Source organism: Pseudomonas sp. ZS1P83, assembly GCF_054897825.1.
This window is the reverse complement of record NZ_CM142706.1, coordinates 3,344,730-3,361,352: the sequence shown is the minus strand read 5'-3', so window position 1 is coordinate 3,361,352 and position 16,623 is coordinate 3,344,730. Positions and strand designations below refer to the sequence as shown.

At 59.6% G+C, this 16,623-nt stretch carries 14 protein-coding genes; 5 read left to right on the top strand and 9 right to left on the bottom strand.

Annotated elements, in window-relative coordinates:
- Window positions 1–23: 23 nt before the first annotated feature.
- On the bottom strand, window positions 24–1,631 hold the full coding sequence (locus ACYZT0_RS16125; RefSeq protein WP_462042087.1) for a carboxyl transferase domain-containing protein: 1,608 nt from the start codon (window positions 1,629–1,631) through the stop codon (window positions 24–26).
- Window positions 1,632–1,643: 12 nt separating this feature from the next.
- Window positions 1,644–2,807 carry an isovaleryl-CoA dehydrogenase gene (locus ACYZT0_RS16120; RefSeq protein WP_462042086.1) on the bottom strand — a complete coding sequence of 388 codons (1,164 nt, stop codon included), beginning with the start codon at window positions 2,805–2,807 and terminating at the stop codon, window positions 1,644–1,646.
- 252 nt (window positions 2,808–3,059) lie between these two features.
- Between ACYZT0_RS16120 and ACYZT0_RS16115 the strand changes: the two genes are divergently transcribed.
- The gene (locus tag ACYZT0_RS16115) at window positions 3,060–4,754 is read left to right on the top strand and encodes an AMP-binding protein (protein WP_462042085.1); all 1,695 of its coding nucleotides are present in this window, start codon (window positions 3,060–3,062) and stop codon (window positions 4,752–4,754) included.
- A 666-nt stretch (window positions 4,755–5,420) separates the two neighbouring features.
- On the opposite strand, the gene ACYZT0_RS16110 is transcribed toward ACYZT0_RS16115, so the two are convergent.
- The 3 genes from ACYZT0_RS16110 to ACYZT0_RS16100 form a co-directional block, all read right to left on the bottom strand.
- The gene (locus ACYZT0_RS16110) at window positions 5,421–6,320 is read right to left on the bottom strand and encodes a hydroxymethylglutaryl-CoA lyase (RefSeq protein ID WP_462042084.1); all 900 of its coding nucleotides are present in this window, start codon (window positions 6,318–6,320) and stop codon (window positions 5,421–5,423) included.
- 128 nt (window positions 6,321–6,448) lie between these two features.
- Entirely contained in the window at window positions 6,449–6,847 is a 399-nt protein-coding gene (locus ACYZT0_RS16105) for a MerR family transcriptional regulator (protein WP_283180941.1), read from the bottom strand.
- Between the two features lie 94 nt (window positions 6,848–6,941).
- The gene (locus ACYZT0_RS16100; protein ID WP_462042083.1) at window positions 6,942–7,871 is read right to left on the bottom strand and encodes a LysR family transcriptional regulator; all 930 of its coding nucleotides are present in this window, start codon (window positions 7,869–7,871) and stop codon (window positions 6,942–6,944) included.
- A gap of 165 nt (window positions 7,872–8,036) precedes the next feature.
- Here ACYZT0_RS16100 and ACYZT0_RS16095 point away from each other — a divergent pair, with 165 nt between their 5' ends.
- Window positions 8,037–9,266, top strand: coding sequence for an acyl-CoA dehydrogenase (locus ACYZT0_RS16095; RefSeq protein ID WP_462042082.1), 1,230 nt, complete (start codon window positions 8,037–8,039; stop codon window positions 9,264–9,266).
- 45 nt (window positions 9,267–9,311) lie between these two features.
- Here ACYZT0_RS16095 and ACYZT0_RS16090 read toward each other — a convergent pair whose 3' ends face one another.
- The gene (locus ACYZT0_RS16090; RefSeq protein ID WP_462042081.1) at window positions 9,312–10,118 is read right to left on the bottom strand and encodes a TatD family hydrolase; all 807 of its coding nucleotides are present in this window, start codon (window positions 10,116–10,118) and stop codon (window positions 9,312–9,314) included.
- Between the two features lie 235 nt (window positions 10,119–10,353).
- Between ACYZT0_RS16090 and ACYZT0_RS16085 the strand changes: the two genes are divergently transcribed.
- From ACYZT0_RS16085 to ACYZT0_RS16075, 3 genes are all read left to right on the top strand, one after another.
- Window positions 10,354–11,775 (top strand): MltF family protein, encoded by a 1,422-nt coding sequence (locus ACYZT0_RS16085; RefSeq protein WP_462042080.1) that lies wholly within the window; start codon window positions 10,354–10,356, stop codon window positions 11,773–11,775.
- A 103-nt stretch (window positions 11,776–11,878) separates the two neighbouring features.
- Window positions 11,879–12,313: a DoxX family protein gene (locus ACYZT0_RS16080; protein ID WP_462042079.1), complete on the top strand. Its 435-nt coding sequence runs from the start codon at window positions 11,879–11,881 to the stop codon at window positions 12,311–12,313.
- 246 nt (window positions 12,314–12,559) lie between these two features.
- Complete coding sequence (locus ACYZT0_RS16075) at window positions 12,560–12,868, top strand: class I SAM-dependent methyltransferase (protein WP_462042078.1); 309 nt, start codon at window positions 12,560–12,562, stop codon at window positions 12,866–12,868.
- Between the two features lie 18 nt (window positions 12,869–12,886).
- Here ACYZT0_RS16075 and greB read toward each other — a convergent pair whose 3' ends face one another.
- Genes greB through ACYZT0_RS16060 form a run of 3 tightly spaced genes read right to left on the bottom strand, consistent with a single transcriptional unit; the run spans window position 12,887 to window position 16,620 of the window.
- On the bottom strand, window positions 12,887–13,384 hold the full coding sequence (gene greB / locus ACYZT0_RS16070; protein ID WP_008148506.1) for a transcription elongation factor GreB: 498 nt from the start codon (window positions 13,382–13,384) through the stop codon (window positions 12,887–12,889).
- Between the two features lie 48 nt (window positions 13,385–13,432).
- Window positions 13,433–15,937 carry an ABC transporter permease gene (locus tag ACYZT0_RS16065; RefSeq protein ID WP_462042077.1) on the bottom strand — a complete coding sequence of 835 codons (2,505 nt, stop codon included), beginning with the start codon at window positions 15,935–15,937 and terminating at the stop codon, window positions 13,433–13,435.
- A complete protein-coding gene (locus tag ACYZT0_RS16060; protein WP_033057202.1) occupies window positions 15,937–16,620 on the bottom strand; it encodes an ABC transporter ATP-binding protein in 684 nt (227 codons plus the stop codon). Before ACYZT0_RS16060 ends, ACYZT0_RS16065 begins: the two co-directional genes overlap by 1 nt.
- Window positions 16,621–16,623 lie beyond the last annotated feature (3 nt).

Below are 16,623 nucleotides of genomic sequence, written 5' to 3'. Positions count from 1 at the left end.
CGGGCAAGCCTCGCTCCTACAGATCACATCCGGAACACGCCGAAGCGGCTCTGTTCTACAGGCGCATTCAGCGACGCGGACATGGCCAGGGCCAGCACGTCGCGGGTTTGCGCCGGGTCGATGACGCCGTCGTCCCACAACCGGGCGCTGGAGTAGTAGGGATGACCCTGTTCTTCATACTGGTCAAGGATCGGTTGCTTGATCTCGGCTTCCTGCTCGGCACTGAAACCGTGGCCACTGCGCTCGGCCTGCTCGCGTTTCACCTGCACCAAAACACCCGCGGCTTGCTCGGCGCCCATCACACCGATCCGCGCATTCGGCCACATCCACAGAAAACGCGGATCGTAAGCCCGGCCGCACATGCCGTAGTTCCCGGCACCGAAACTGCCGCCGATGATCACAGTGAATTTCGGCACCTTGGCGCACGCCACGGCGGTCACCAGTTTCGCGCCGTGCTTGGCGATGCCGCCGGCCTCGTATTTCTGGCCGACCATGAAACCGGTGATGTTTTGCAGGAACAGCAGCGGAATGCCGCGCTGACAGGCCAGCTCGATGAAGTGCGCGCCTTTCTGCGCGGCTTCGGCGAAGAGGATGCCGTTGTTGGCAAGGATCGCGATCGGGTAACCGTGCAAGTAGGCAAAGCCGCACACCAGCGTCGTCCCGAACAGCGCCTTGAACTCGTCGAACACCGAACCGTCCACCAACCGCGCGATCACTTCTCGCACGTCGAACGGCTGCTTGGCGTCCGCCGATACCACGCCGTACAACTCGTCGCTGTTGTAGAGCGGGGCGATGGGTGTGCGCTGTTGCACTTCGCCGAGCTTGCGCCAGTTGAGGTTAGCGATACTGCGTCGCGCAATGGCCAGGGCGTGTTCATCGCTCTCGGCGTAATGGTCGGCCACTCCGGAAATCTTGCAATGCACATCGGCCCCGCCGAGGTCTTCGGCGCTGACCACTTCACCGGTCGCGGCTTTCACCAACGGTGGGCCGGCGAGGAAAATGGTGGCCTGCTCGCGCACCATGATCGCTTCGTCGGCCATGGCCGGCACGTAGGCGCCACCGGCGGTGCACGAACCCATGACCACCGCGATTTGCGGGATGCCCATGGCGCTCATGTTCGCCTGGTTGAAGAAGATCCGCCCAAAGTGCTCTCGGTCCGGGAACACTTCATCCTGACGCGGCAAGTTGGCGCCGCCGGAGTCCACCAGGTAGATACACGGCAAACGGTTCTGCTGAGCGATGGTCTGTGCGCGCAGGTGTTTTTTCACGGTCAACGGGTAATACGAACCGCCTTTCACGGTGGCATCGTTGGCGACAATCATGCATTCGACGCCTTCGACCCGGCCGATCCCGGCAATCACGCCAGCGGCCGGTACATCTTCGCCATACACCTCGTAGGCCGCCAATTGGCTGATCTCGAGAAACGGCGAACCCGGATCGAGCAGGCGATTGATCCGCTCACGAGGCAGCAATTTGCCCCGCGAGGTGTGGCGTTCTTGAGCCTTCGGGCCGCCACCTTGCTGGACTTGCGCGAGCAGGGTGTGCAAGGCGTCGACCTGTTTGAGCATTGCCGCGCTGTTGGCCGCGAACTCCGCCGAACGGGGGTTGAGCTGGGTATGCAGGATAGCCATGGACAGCTCCGTTTAGCGGGTTTCGTTGAACAGTTCGCGACCGATCAGCATGCGACGGATCTCACTGGTGCCGGCGCCGATTTCGTACAGCTTGGCGTCACGCAGCAGACGACCGGCCGGGAATTCGTTGATGTAGCCGTTGCCACCGAGAATCTGAATCGCGTCGAGGGCCATTTGTGTGGCGCGTTCGGCGCTATAGAGGATCACACCGGCGGCATCCTTGCGGGTGGTTTCGCCGCGTTCGCACGCTAGCGCTACCGCGTACAGGTAGGCGCGGCTGGCGTTGAGTTGGGTGTACATGTCGGCGACCTTGCCCTGGATCAGCTGGAATTCGCCGATGCTTTGGCCGAACTGCTTACGGTCGTGGATGTACGGGACGATGAGGTCCATGCAGGCCTGCATGATTCCGGTCGGGCCGCCGGACAGGACAACGCGTTCGTAATCGAGGCCGCTCATCAGCACCTTCACGCCGCCGTTGAGCACGCCGAGGATGTTTTCTTCCGGCACTTCGACGTCATCGAAGAACAGCTCGCAGGTGTTTGAACCGCGCATGCCGAGCTTGTCGAATTTGTTGCTGCGGCTGAAGCCTTTGGAGTCACGTTCAACGATGAACGCGGTGATGCCGTGAGGGCCTTTTTCCAGGTCGGTCTTGGCGTAGATCACGTAGGTGTTGGCGTCAGGGCCGTTGGTGATCCAGGTTTTGCTGCCGTTGAGGACGTAGTGATCGCCGCATTTGTCGGCACGCAGTTTCATCGACACCACGTCGGAGCCGGCATTCGGTTCGCTCATGGCCAGGGCGCCAATGTGCTCGCCGCTGATCAGCTTCGGCAGGTATTTGGTTTTCTGTTCGTGATTGCCATTGCGGTTGATCTGGTTGACGCAAAGGTTGGAGTGCGCGCCGTAGGACAGGGCGACCGAGGCCGAGCCACGGCTGATTTCTTCCATGATCACCACGTGGGCCAGGTAACCCAAGCCAGCGCCGCCATACTCTTCCGCCACGGTAACGCCCAGCAGGCCCATGTCGCCGAATTTACGCCACAGGTCGGCGGGGAAAAGGTTGTCGATGTCGATCTGAGCGGCGCGTGGTGCGATCTCTTTGGCGACGAAGGACTGAACCTGATCACGCAGCATGTCGATGGTTTCACCGAGGGCAAAGTTCAGGGATGGGTAGCTCATGGGTCACCTTTTGGCTTTTTTGTAGGGTGGGGAGGGCAGTGATTTGGCTCTCACCTTTACGTTAACGTAAGCCTGTGACGGATGGCTGTCAATCACCCTTTACGTTAACGTCAACTTGAGCGACTCTGTAGGAGCAAAGCTTGCTCGCGATGAAGGATAACGCGGTCCTGCAGTTACACCGCAGTGTTCCTATCGCAGGCAAGTCGGATCGCCGCACCGCTAGTTCCTACAATAAAGACAATAGGGGTCGTCATGGATCAACCCAGTGCAAGCCCGCAGCGCAGCTATACCCGTGGTGCCCAGGACAAAGCCTTGCTGGCGATGACCATCGGCCAGGCATTTGATAACACCGTCGCGCAGTATCCGACCGGGGAGGCGCTGGTCGTGCGCCATCAACAGTTGCGTTACACCTGGCAGCAACTGGCCGAAGCTGTGAACCTGCACGCCAAAGCGCTGTTGGCGCTGGGTTTGCAAACCGGTGATCGTCTGGGCATCTGGGCACCGAACTGCGCCCAGTGGTGTATCAGCCAGTTCGCCAGCGCGAAAATTGGCGTGATTCTAGTCAACATCAACCCGGCCTATCGCAGTTCCGAACTCGAATACGTGTTGAAACAGTCTGGCTGCCAATGGCTGGTCTGCGCAGGCGGCTTCAAGACCTCCGACTATCACGGGATGCTGCAAGACCTCGTTCCCGAGCTGGCTGAGCAATCCATCGCAAAGGTGCAGAGCGAACGATTGCCGGAGCTACGTGGTGTCATCAGCCTTGATGCTCAGCCGCCATCGGGTTTCCTGCCATGGTCGCAATTAGCTGATCTCGCGGGGAGCGTGTCGACAGAGCAGTTGAGCGAACGTCAGGACAGTCTGCATTTCGACCAGGCGGTAAACATCCAGTACACCTCCGGTACCACCGGTTTTCCGAAGGGTGCGACCCTCAGTCACTACAACATTCTCAACAACGGTTACATGGTCGGCGAAAGCCTCGGTTTGACCGCGAGTGACCGTCTGGTCATCCCGGTGCCGCTGTATCACTGCTTCGGCATGGTCATGGGCAACCTCGGTTGCATGACCCACGGCAGCACCATGATTTACCCCAACGACGCGTTCGATCCGCTGCTGACATTGACCACTATCGCCGAGGAAAAGGCCACCGCGCTCTATGGCGTGCCGACGATGTTTATCGCCATGCTCGATCAGCCCAAACGCGCCGAATTCGATCTGTCGAGCCTACGCACCGGGATCATGGCCGGGGCGACCTGTCCGATCGAGGTGATGCGCCGGGTCATCAGTGACATGCACATGAGCGAAGTGCAGATTGCCTACGGCATGACGGAAACAAGTCCGGTGTCGTTGCAGACCGGTCCGTCAGACGAACTGGAGTTGCGCGTCACCACCGTCGGCCGCACCCAGCCGCAACTGGAAAGCAAAATCATCGACGAGGCGGGCAACCTGGTGCCGCGCGGCACTATCGGTGAACTGTGCACGCGCGGTTACAGCGTGATGCTCGGTTACTGGAACAACCCGCAAGGCACCGCCGAGGCCATCGATCAGGCAGGCTGGATGCACACCGGTGATCTGGCGAGCATGAACGACGAAGGCTACGTGTGCATTGCCGGACGTAACAAGGACATGATCATCCGCGGCGGTGAGAACATTTACCCACGGGAACTGGAAGAATTCTTCTTTACCCACCCGGCAGTAGCGGATGTGCAAGTGATCGGGATTCCGTGCTCGCGTTATGGCGAAGAGATTGTCGCCTGGATCAAATTCCATCCGGGCCACAGCGCCACCGAACAGGAGCTGCAAGCCTGGTGTAAGGAACGCATCGCGCACTTCAAGACACCGCGTTACTTTAAGTTCGTGGAAGAGTTTCCGATGACGGTGACAGGGAAGATCCAGAAGTTTCGGATGCGCGAGATCAGTATCGAGGAGCTCAAAGCGATACCGTAGGAGCGAGCGGTGCGGCGATCCGACTTGCCCCCGAAGGCTATCTGTCATTCAACAATTATATTGACTGACGGTCGCTTTCGCGGGCAAGCCTCTATCCTACAGGTTTTGATTTTGGTGAATTTCAGAAAGCACAAAGGGGAGCCGAAGCTCCCCTTTAATTTTGTCGTTGCGCGTGCTCTTTTTTTATTATTGAGGGGCGGTCTGTTTTTGTTTTTAGAAACCGTGACCCTTACCGCTGTTTTTGTCGATCCCCATCCGGGATCAAGAGCAAACGTATTTTTTTGAGCGCTGATCTACTTTTTCGCTAAGCGATCCAACCAGTTCGGGAGCTACCTGAAGGTAGTTTTATTGTTCTCTGCCCGGTTGCGGGTTACTCCGAAAAGCACCCTGAAAAGCACATCCTCTCCAAAAAAATCTGTTAGCTGCGTCTCTGCCGTGTTGTTTTTGTTATGTCAGAGTCGTTACGTCTTATTTTTATTAGGTTTGCCGCTTTTTTTGTTCTTGTTATGCAATAGAGATAGCAGAAGCCGTGCCAACTTTTTAAAAGTCTTTAAAATCAATGGCTTGAGATTTTGTAGGATTTTACATTTAGTCAAAGCACGACAATTTGTTTCCGTGTTACTCGCTTCCGCCACGTTCCAGAGGCTGCGGTAACACCCCGAGGCCTCACTGTGCGCTGCGAGCCTTGGCCACGCGCGAACCGGTCGGACGCCCCAGCACCGTGCAAATCTGCTGGCCGGCCAGAATCAAGGCGTCCAGGTCGATACCGGTCTTGATGCCCAGGCCGTTGAGCAGGTAAACCACGTCTTCGGTGGCAACGTTACCGCTGGCGCCCTTGGCGTATGGGCAGCCGCCGAGGCCGGCGATGGAGCTGTCGAACACCGAGATGCCTTCCAGCAGACTGGCGTAGATGTTGGCCATGGCCTGGCCATAAGTGTCGTGGAAGTGCCCGGCCAGTTTTTCACGGGGTACGTCGGCCGACACCACCTCGAACATCTTGCGGGTCGCGCCAGCGGTGCCGGTGCCGATGGTGTCGCCCAGGGAAACTTCATAGCAGCCCATCGCGTAGAGCTCGCGAGCGACCCGGGCGACTTGCGCAGGTTCGACGTTACCTTCGTAAGGGCAGCCCAGCACACAGGACACGTAACCGCGCACGCTGACACCGTGTTGCCTGGCGGCGTCCATGATCGGCACGAAGCGCTCCAGGCTTTCACTGATCGAGCAATTGATGTTGCGTTGGGAAAACGCTTCCGACGCGGCGGCGAACACCGCAACTTCCTTGACCCCGGCCGCAATGGCGTCTTCAAACCCGCGCAGGTTGGGGGCGAGTGCTCCATAGGTCACGCCAGGCTTGCGCTGGATTTGCGCGAAGACCTCAGCAGAGCCGGCCATCTGCGGTACCCATTTGGGCGAGACGAAACTGCCGACTTCTATATAGCCGAGACCGGCAGCGGTCAGCGCGTCGACCAGTTGCACCTTGTCCGCAACGCTGATGGGTTGAGCTTCGTTTTGCAGGCCGTCGCGTGGGCCGACTTCGACCAGGCGTACGTGAGTGGGTAGGGACATGGCAATGGACCTGTTGAAATTGTATGAATGTTCACAAAACTCATGGGAGCTGAGGTTGCTCGCGAAAGCGGTATGTCCTTCAACATCGATGTCGACTGACCTGACGCTTTCGCGAGCAAGCTCAGCTCCTACACGAGCTGCTGGCTCTTGATCGTCTGTTCCAGCGCCTGGGTGCAACGCTCCTGCGCCGTGTCCAGTTCCAGCTTCATCTGTTCGATGTCCAGCATCTGCTGCTCCAGCTGTTCACGACGTTCGGCGATTTTGGTCAGCATGGTTTGCAGCTGTTTTTGATTGCCACCGGTGGGGTCGTAGAGTTCGATCAGCTCGCGGCATTCGGCCAGGGAGAAACCAATGCGCTTGCCCCGCAGGATCAGCTTCAGGCTGACCTTGTCGCGGGGCGAGTAAATGCGTTCCTGACCGCGTCGCTCGGGGCTGAGCAGGCCTTGCTCTTCATAAAAGCGGATGGCCCGGGTGGTGATGTCGAGCTCGCGGGCGAGGTCGGAAATGCTATAGGTCTGGCTGCTCATGGACGCGCTCGAAAAAGGTCATGGCGCTAAGCTAAAGGTAGGTTGACGTTTACGTCAAGCATCGCGCCCTGATCCTTCGTCTATCAGGTGATTCCTACACCTTATCGAGTTTCTTCTCATGTGCCGTCACCTGCTGGCACAACTCGATCATCTGCTCGCGCATCCAGCGGTTGGCCGGGTCCTGATCAGTGCTTTCGTGCCAATAGAGGTGGGTTTCCACCGGCGGCACATCATTGACCGGCAGGTTCACCGAGTACAGGTCATGGCGACGGGCGAAGCGTTCCGGCACGGTCATGACCATGTCGGTCTGATGCAGCACTTGGGACGCCATCAGGTAGTGCTGGGAACGCAGGGCGATTTTGCGCTGAATGCCCATTTTGCCGAGGGCCAGGTCGACATGGCCCAGACCACTGCGGCGGCTGGAAATGTGAATGTGGGTCAGCGACAGGTAATCATCGAGGGTGAATTTCTCTTTGCCCGCCAGCGGATGGCCCTTGCGCATGGCGCACACGTATCGGTCTTCCATCAACTTGACGTGGCGCACTTGCGGGTCAGTGTTGAGCGGCGCATCGACGGCGAAATCGAGACGCCCGGCCGCCAGTTCCTTGGTGGTTTCGCGGCGCTTGGATAGAAAGCTTTCGATGATCACCGTCGGCGCCAGGCGCCGCAAGCGCTGGAACAGTGGCGGCAGGATCACCGCTTCGGTGAGGTCGGTCATGCTGATGCGATAGGTCTTGACCGCCTGCAACGGGTTGAAAATGCGGCTTTCCTGCACCGACACCCGCAGCAAGGAGAGGGCGTTACGCACCGGCCCGATAATGTTCTGGGCCATCGGCGTCGGGACCATGCCCTGAGCGGTGCGCACGAACAACGGGTCATTGAAGGTCTCGCGCAGACGGGCCAGAGCGTTCGAGACCGCCGGTTGAGTAATGCCGACAATCTGCCCGGCGCGGGTCAGGTTGGCTTCGGTGTAGATCGCGTCGAAGACGATGAAAAGGTTGAGGTCGACCTTGCTCAGATTCATTGCGCTGCACTCTTATTGTTGGGCTCTCGATCAGCCGATCATATATCGGTGATGAATGTTAATACACGCCGAGAATAGGCTAGGTAAATTTTCGTAGCTGTTCTAGCATCGATTGCATGACCTGAACAACTCATCAAAACCCTCAGTTAAAAGGTAGAGCTGCCCATGGATTTCGCTTATTCGCACAAGGTGCAAGAACTGCGTGAGCGCGTGACCGCGTTCATGGACACCTACGTCTATCCCGCCGAAGCGGTGTTCGAGCGCCAAGTCGCCGAGGGCGATCGCTGGCAGCCGACCGCAATCATGGAGGAGCTCAAACTCAAGGCCAAGGCTGAAGGCCTGTGGAATTTGTTTCTCCCTGAGTCCGAACTCGGTGCGGGCCTGAACAACCTTGAATACGCGCCGTTGGCGGAAATCATGGGCCGCTCGCTGCTGGGCCCCGAGCCGTTCAACTGCTCCGCGCCAGACACGGGCAACATGGAAGTGTTGGTGCGCTACGCCAACGAAGAACAGAAGCAACGCTGGCTCGAACCGCTGCTGCGTGGTGAGATCCGCTCGGCGTTCGCCATGACTGAACCGGACGTGGCCTCGTCCGACGCCACCAACATGGCCGCCCGCGCCGTGCGTGATGGCGACGAATGGGTGATCAACGGCAAAAAATGGTGGACCTCAGGCGCCTGCGATCCACGCTGCAAGATTCTGATCTTCATGGGCCTGAGTGATCCCGACGCGCCGCGCCATGCGCAGCACTCGATGATTCTGGTACCGGTGGATGCCCCAGGCGTGAAGATCGTTCGTCCGTTACCGGTGTTCGGTTACGACGACGCACCTCACGGCCACGCCGAAGTGCTGTTCGAAAACGTCCGGGTGCCTTACGAAAACGTCTTGTTGGGCGAAGGACGCGGCTTCGAAATCGCTCAGGGTCGCCTTGGCCCGGGCCGGATTCACCACTGCATGCGTTCGATCGGCATGGCCGAGCGGGCACTGGAACTGATGTGCAAACGTTCGGTGAGCCGTACCGCGTTCGGTAAACCCTTGGCACGTCTGGGCGGCAACATCGACAAGATCGCCGACTCGCGGATGGAGATCGACATGGCGCGGCTCCTGACCTTGAAAGCGGCGTACATGATGGACACCGTCGGCAACAAGGTGGCGAAGAGCGAAATCGCTCAGATCAAGGTTGTCGCACCGAACGTGGCCTTGCGGGTTATCGACCGGGCGATTCAGATCCATGGTGGGGCAGGGGTTTCCAACGATTTCCCGCTGGCCTACATGTATGCGATGCAACGCACCCTGCGCCTGGCCGACGGCCCGGACGAAGTGCACCGCGCGGCGATCGGCAAGTTCGAGATCGGCAAATACGTGCCTAAAGAGATGATGCGCAGCAGTCACTGATAATAATGTGGGAGCGAGCTCGCTCGCTCCCACAGGTTCGGTTCGTCAGTCGACCATTGGCAACCCGTAGAATGCTCGCGCACACGCCGTGCTGTGAGCGGCCAGATCTTCCTCGCTCTCCCCACGATGCAACGCCACTTCACGCAACACCTCGGTCAGATACGCCGGTTCGTTGCGACCATTCTTCGGCTTGGGGCGCAAGCTGCGCGGCAGCAGATACGGCGCATCGCTCTCCAGCATTAACCGTCCCCGCTTGATCTCTTTCACCAGCGGATGCAGATGCGTGCCTCGGCGCTCGTCGCAGATCCAACCGGTGATGCCGATGTGTAAATCCAGATCAAGGTAGCTGAATAGCGCCTTCTTTTCGCCGGTGAAACAATGCACCACGGCGGCCGGCAACTGATCACGGTAATCACGCAGGATTTCCAGCAAGCGCTGACTGGCGTCACGCTCGTGGAGGAACACCGGCAATTTCAGTTCGACCGCCATCGCCAGATGCTCTTCGAAGACTTTTTCCTGCTGCGGGCGCGGCGAGAAATCACGATTGAAATCCAGCCCGCATTCACCCACCGCCACAACGTTCGGCTCCTTGAGCAAACTGCGCAGACGCTGGGCGCTGTCAGCGTTCCAGTCGCTGGCGCAGTGGGGGTGAATGCCGGCGGTGGCGAACAGCCGTTGAGCCGTTTCGTCCAGTTGCTGGCACAGCTCCAGAGCCTGCTCGCTGCCCTCGACACTGGTGCCGGTGAGCACCAATTGGCAGATCCCGGCAGCGTAGGCGCGGTCGAGTACAGCCTGGTGTTTGTCGGCAAAACTGGGGTTGGTCAGGTTGACGCCGATATCGATGAGTTGCATGGTGCTACCTCGGACCAAAGGCCGGAAAGCATATCAGAGCTGTAGATTTATAAGAAAAGCCAAGAACTACAATGAGTTGTAGCTGTCTCTTGATGCCGCGAGACAGGTCGGGATGGTCAGAGTGCCATCACTGTGCCAGTCTTTCGCACTTTGCCAGCGCTCAAGGCGCTCTGTTTCTGTCGTTCGATTTCATGAAAATTCTTGAGATCGGCCCAGTATTCTTTCTGGAGAGTGGATGACACGTCCCTCGGTGTTGCTACTGCTGTGTTGTTCGTTGCTGCTGCCGATGCCGGCGGTTGCGCGTCTGGCCGGGCCGCTGCAAGCCGTGCCTTCGAGCAAAGTGCGCGACTTGGCGGAAATCCGCAGCAGTCGTGTGCTGCGGGTGTTGGTCAACCAGAGCCGTAACAGCTCCGGCGAAGTTCAGGGCCAGGCCATCGGTGTTGAATACCACCGTTTGCGCGCCTTCGAGCAATACCTCAACGGTCACGCCCGTGACGGTCAGGAAATTACCCTCAAGATCATTCCCAAAGCCAAGGATCAACTGATTGGCGCTTTGCAGCGCGGCGAGGGTGATCTTGTCGCACCGGGGGAGTTGCTCGACCTGCAACCGGGCCACGCGGTCAGCACCAGTGAGCCAATTGCCAGCAACATACCGTTGGTCCTGGTGGGAATCAAAGGCGAGCGACGTTACACCCGTGTCGAACAACTCTCGGGCAAAACACTGGCGTTGCCGACCGGCAGTGCCGCCGGAGACGCGGTCAGTCAGATCAATCAAAAGCTCGCGCTGCACAAGCTGCCACCGGTCAAAATCGAGTGGGTCGATCCCAGTCTGGCAGTCGAGGATGTGCTGGAGATGGTCCAGGGCGGAATCTTTCACCTGACTATCGTCGAACAACCCATTGCCGAGCGCTGGGGCAAGATCCTGCCCAAGTTGCGTTTCGATCGGCAGGTGCTCATCAGTGAACCGGGCGAAGAGTTCTGGTTCGTGCGCCGCGACGCCTCAATGTTGCGGGCGAGCATTGATCGTTTCCTGCCCGGTTACAAAAAGCCATCGGATCAGGATGCAGCGTTCCTGCGGATCTATCGACGCCTGTATCAAGTGCATTATCCATTGGCCAAGGCTGATCGGCAGCGCCTCGAAAAACTTCGACCGGTGCTGCAAAAGCATGCCGAAGCCCAAGGCATGGACTGGCTGAACCTGGCGGCGCTGGCGTTCAAGGAATCGGCCCTGCAACCCAATGCCCGCAGTGGCAGCGGCCCTACCGGCCTGATGCAGATCACCCCTTCCGCAGCCGAGCGGGTGGGGGTCAACAACATTCAGAATCTCGACGCCAATGTGCAGGCCGGGGCCAAGTACCTGGCGTTGATCCGCCGCAAGTTCTTTGCCAGCCCCAAACTCAACGAGCGCGAGCGCATGGCGTTCGTGCTGGCGGCCTACAACATGGGGCCGGAGCGGGTGCAGGGCATGCGCGCCGAGGCTCGTCGGCGCGGTTTGAATCCCAATCAGTGGTTCTTCCAGGTCGAACGCATCGCCATGGAGCAGGTGGGAATGGGGGCTGTCAGCTATGTTAATAGCGTGAACAAGTATTACCTGGCGTTCGATCGGGAGCGGGAGACGTTGGAGCCCGAGGGACAAAAAGTTGCCTCACGTAAATGATCGAACAAACTGATTGTAATGGCGAATTTATTGCGCTTTTAACATGAGATTTACTGATTAATATAGCGGCCAACCAACACACACTGACAATGGATGACACAGCATGAGCTCACTGATCAACAAGGTACTGTTTACCCGCGCTGGCTACGGCCTGACCGTTCTGCGGATGTTCGTCGGCATCGTCTTCGCTGCCCACGGCTCGCAGAAACTCTTCGGGGCGTTCGGTGGTTACGGTCTGGCCGGAACCGCACAGTACATGGAAAGCATCGGTCTGGCGCCGGGCTACCTGATGGCAACGCTGGCGGGTGGTACCGAGTTCTTCGCCGGACTGGCCTTGATCATCGGCTTGTTGGTTCGCCCGGCAGCGCTCGGCCTGACCTTCCTCTCGCTGGTGGCAATCTTCTCGGTGCACATCCATAACGGTCTGTTCATGGCTAACAACGGTTATGAATTCGCCCTGGCCCTGCTCGGCGGCAGCATCGCGGTGCTGATCGAAGGCGCCGGCAAGCTCTCGGTTGACCGCGCCATCGCCGGCTAACCGCTCTGGCTCAACGAAAAGGCTCGCATTGCGGGCCTTTTTTGTTGTGCGTCATTCTTGACACTGTCCGGTCAGCTTCTCTAGGATGCTGCCCATGCGCCGATTTAAACAGCTACTTGCGGGGCGCCAGGTGACTCATTCAGTTGCCGATAGAAGCTTGATTCAGGCTTCGAAATACCGCTAAAGCGCTGGTTCGGTGTTGCCTCTCACCTGCCATGCAGACTTTTGAGGCAGAGACACGACACGATGAATGCATTAAGCCCCGTTGTACGCCCCGCGCCGATCACGGCACATCTCACCCAGCGCAATCCAAAAATACTGCTTGGCGGCAAACATCAGCCGACACTCTTGCGTTATCTCGATGGCTGGCCCCGTCGCACCGGTGGGCCTGCTGCCTTCCTCATCCAGTTTGTCGAAGACGGTGAATCGCTGGCTCGATTTGCCAGCGACAGTTTCGATCTGGCGGTGATTCAATCGCCCAGCTTCGAGGATGCCCCCGAAGTGATCAAACAACTGACTCGCGTGGCCCGGCAGGGGCTGATTACCCGCCGTTGACGCTTAGAGCGCTGCGGCTCAAAGATAGTCGATCGCCACGATATACACGCACTGCTCGCCGGTCGGTGTCTGGACCCGAACTTCCGCGTCCAGCGCCTTGCCGATCAGGGCGCGAGCCAGCGGTGAGTCGATACTGATCAGGCCTTGTTTCAGGTCCAGTTCATCCGGCCCGACGATGCGATAGCGCGACTCTTTGCCGTCCTCGTCTTCGATCGTCACCCAGGCGCCGAAATAGACCTTGTTCGGATCGCTGGGCTTCTCACTGACGACCTTGAGCGCTTCCAGCCGTTTAGTGAGAAAGCGCACGCGGCTGTCGATCTCGCGCAGCATCTTTTTGCCGTAGGTGTATTCGGCGTTTTCCGAGCGATCGCCCTGTGCAGCGGCCTCGCTGACCGATTGTGTGACCTGCGGCCGCCGAACATGCCAGAGCTCATGAAACTCGGCCCGCATCCGCGCTTCACCTTCGGGGGTGATCAGCGCGGTGCCAGCGGTGCGGGGAGGGCGATAACGGCTCATGGCAACTTCTTGTGGTTGGGTTCTTGTGAACGAGAGTGTTTGAGTCTATCAACCCTCGCGCAGGACTGTCAGTGGGCTGGCGTTCAAGGCCCGACGAGTGCCGAATACACCGGCACCACCGATCAGCACGGCGCCGATCAACGGCAGTACCAACAACCACGGATGCGGATGCCAGGGCAGGTCGAAGGCGTAGCGGTAGAGCACCAGGCTCACCAGTTCCGAGCCCAGCGCTGCCAACAATCCGCTGACCGCCCCAAGCAAACCGAACTCGATCCGCCGGGCCTTGACCAGCAATTGCCGCTCGGCCCCCAGCGCTCGCAACAATGCACCTTGGCGAATGCGTTCATCGAGCGTCGCCTGCAAGCCTGAAAACAACACCGCCATCCCCGCCGCCAAAACGAACAACAGCACGTATTCCACCGCCAGGGTGACTTGGGCGAGGATGCTGCGCAGCTGTTCGAGCAAGGCTTCGACTTGCAGAATGGTCACCGCCGGGAAGGCCCGCGACAGATCCACGATCTGCTGATCATGACCCGTCGCCAGATAAAAACTGGTCAGGTAGGTCGCCGGCAAATCCTTCAGCGTGCCGGGCTGGAAGATCATGAAGAAGTTAGGCTGGAAGTTGTCCCAGTTGATCTCTCGCAGGCTGGTGACTTTCGCTTCGCGGTTAACGCCGCCCACGGTAAAAACCATGTGATCGCCGAGCTTGAGTTTCAGGCTCTCGGCGACCTTGCCTTCGACCGACACCCCGGGAACCTCATCCGGCGCCTGTTCAGCCCACCAGTTGCCCGCCGTGAGTTTGTTGCCCGCCGGCAAATCCGCCGCCCACGTCAGGCTCAGGTCGCGCTGGATCGCTCGATCACCGGCCGAATCCTTGCTGACGATTTCCTGCACCGGCTCGCCGTTGATGCTGATCAGCCGCCCCGGTACCACCGGGTAGAGCGGCGCGGATTGCGCCGACAGTTCGAACAGGCGATCGGTAAACGCCTGTTTGTCCGCCGGCAGGATGTTCAACGCGAAATAGTTAGGCGCGTTTTTCGGCAACTGATTCTGCCAGGTGTCCAGCAATTCACCGCGCAGCAATGCGATCAGCGCCATGGACAGCAGAATCAAACCGAACGCCAGGGATTGTCCCGCTGCCGCCAGCGGATGACGCAGCAATTGGCCCAGTCCCAGGCGCCATGGCAAAGAGGCGCGCGCCAGCATTCGGCGCAGACTCTTCAAAAGCAGCAACAGCAAACCGCCCAGTACCAACGCCGCGATCACACCGCCACCGAGCAGGGCGAAGGTCAATACCAGGTCCAGGCTCAGACGCCACATGATCAACCCAAGGGCGCCCAATGCCGCGCCGTAAACCATCCAGGTGCTGGAAGGAATCGGCAACATGTCCCGACGTAATACCCGCAATGGCGGAACGCGACCCAGTGCAGCCAGTGGAGGCAAGGCAAAACCGGCCAGCGCCACCAGCCCGGTGCCGATCCCAGCAATGGCTGGAAACAGACCGCCCGGTGGAACGTCGGTCGGCAATAAATCATGCAACAGCGCGAACAGACCCAACTGCGCGAACCAGCCGATGAGGGCGCCGCTGATACTGGCGAGCAGTCCGAGCACCGTCAGCTGCAAACTGAACAGCACCATGGTTTCCCGCCGGGACAGCCCCAGACAACGCAGTAATGCACTGGCATCGAATCGGCGGGTGGCGAAGCGCGTCGCCGACAGCGCCACTGCCACACCGGACAGCAGTACCGCGACCAGACTGGCCATATTCAAGTAGCGCTCGGCCTTGCCCAAGGCGCCGCCAATCTGTCGGTTGCCATCGCGGGCATCCTGCAAACGCTGGTTGGCGGCGAGGCCGGGTTTGATCAATTGACGATAGGTTTCCAACGTCTCGGCTTTACCGCGCCAGAGTTCGCGGTAACTGACCCGGCTGCCGGGTTGAACCACACCCGTCGCCGCGAGGTCGCTGAGGTTGATCAGCACTCGCGGCGTGAGGCTGTAGAAGTTGCCGGCGCGGTCCGGTTCGTAGGTCAGCACTCGCGCCAACTTCAGGGTTCGCATGCCGACATCGATGCTGTCACCGATCTTCAAATCCAGCGCGGTCAGCAGTCGCGCTTCGACCCAGGCTTCACCGGGTTTCGGTCCGCCGCCAGGCTCTTCCGGGGCGAAGGGCGCCGGGGCACTTTTCAGTTCACCGCGCAGTGGGTAGACCTCATCGGCGGCTTTAATACTGGACAGCTGAATGCCGTTGTCAGTGGCAATGACGCTGGAGAACTCCACCACTTGAGCGTGTTCGAGGCCCAGCTCCGTGCCGCTTTTGATCTGTTCGGGGCGTGCCGGCGAACTGCCTTCCAGCAGAAGGTCAGCGCCCAGAAATTCGGTGGCGCGCAGCATCATGGCGCCGTTCAGGCGGGCACCGAAGTAACCGATGGCGGTACTCGCGGCGACGGCGACCAGCAAGGCGAAAAACAACACGCGCAACTCGCCGGCGCGGGCGTCGCGCAGCAGTTGGCGGATGGCAAGACTGAACAGGCGCAACAGCGGCAGGCGTGCCATCAAGGCTCCAGAGGGGCGACCAGCAGGCCGGCTTCAAGGCGGATCAGGCGCCGGCAGCGATGTGCCAGGCGTTCGTCGTGGGTTACCAGCACCAGGGTTGTGCCGCGTTCCTGGTTGAGTTCGAACAGCAGATCGCTGATGCGCTCGCCGGTGTGGCTGTCGAGGTTGCCGGTGGGTTCATCGGCAAACAGCACATCGGGTTCGGCGGCAAACGCACGGGCAATCGCCACGCGCTGCTGTTCACCACCCGAAAGTTGGCGTGGCGAATGGGTCAGACGCTGGCCCAGGCCGACCCGTTGCAGCAGCTCGGTGGCGCGTTCACGGGCGTCTTTGCGGCCGTCGAGTTCCAGCGGCAGCATGACGTTTTCCAGGGCGTTGAGACTGTCGAGCAGCTGAAAGGACTGGAACACAAAACCGACATGCTCGGCCCGGATGCGCGCGCGCTGGTCTTCGTCGAGATTGCTCAGGGCTTGCCCTGCGAGGGTGACGTCGCCGCTGCTCGGCAGATCGAGGCCGGCGAGCAGGCCGAGGAGGGTGGATTTGCCGGAACCGGAGGCGCCGACAATGGCCAGGCTGTCGCCCTTGTTCAGTTCCAGGCTGAGTTCGTGCAGGATAGTCAGTTCACCTTCCGCGCTGGGAACCACTTTGCTGAGGTTCTTCGCGGTGAGAATACTTGCGCCCATGGA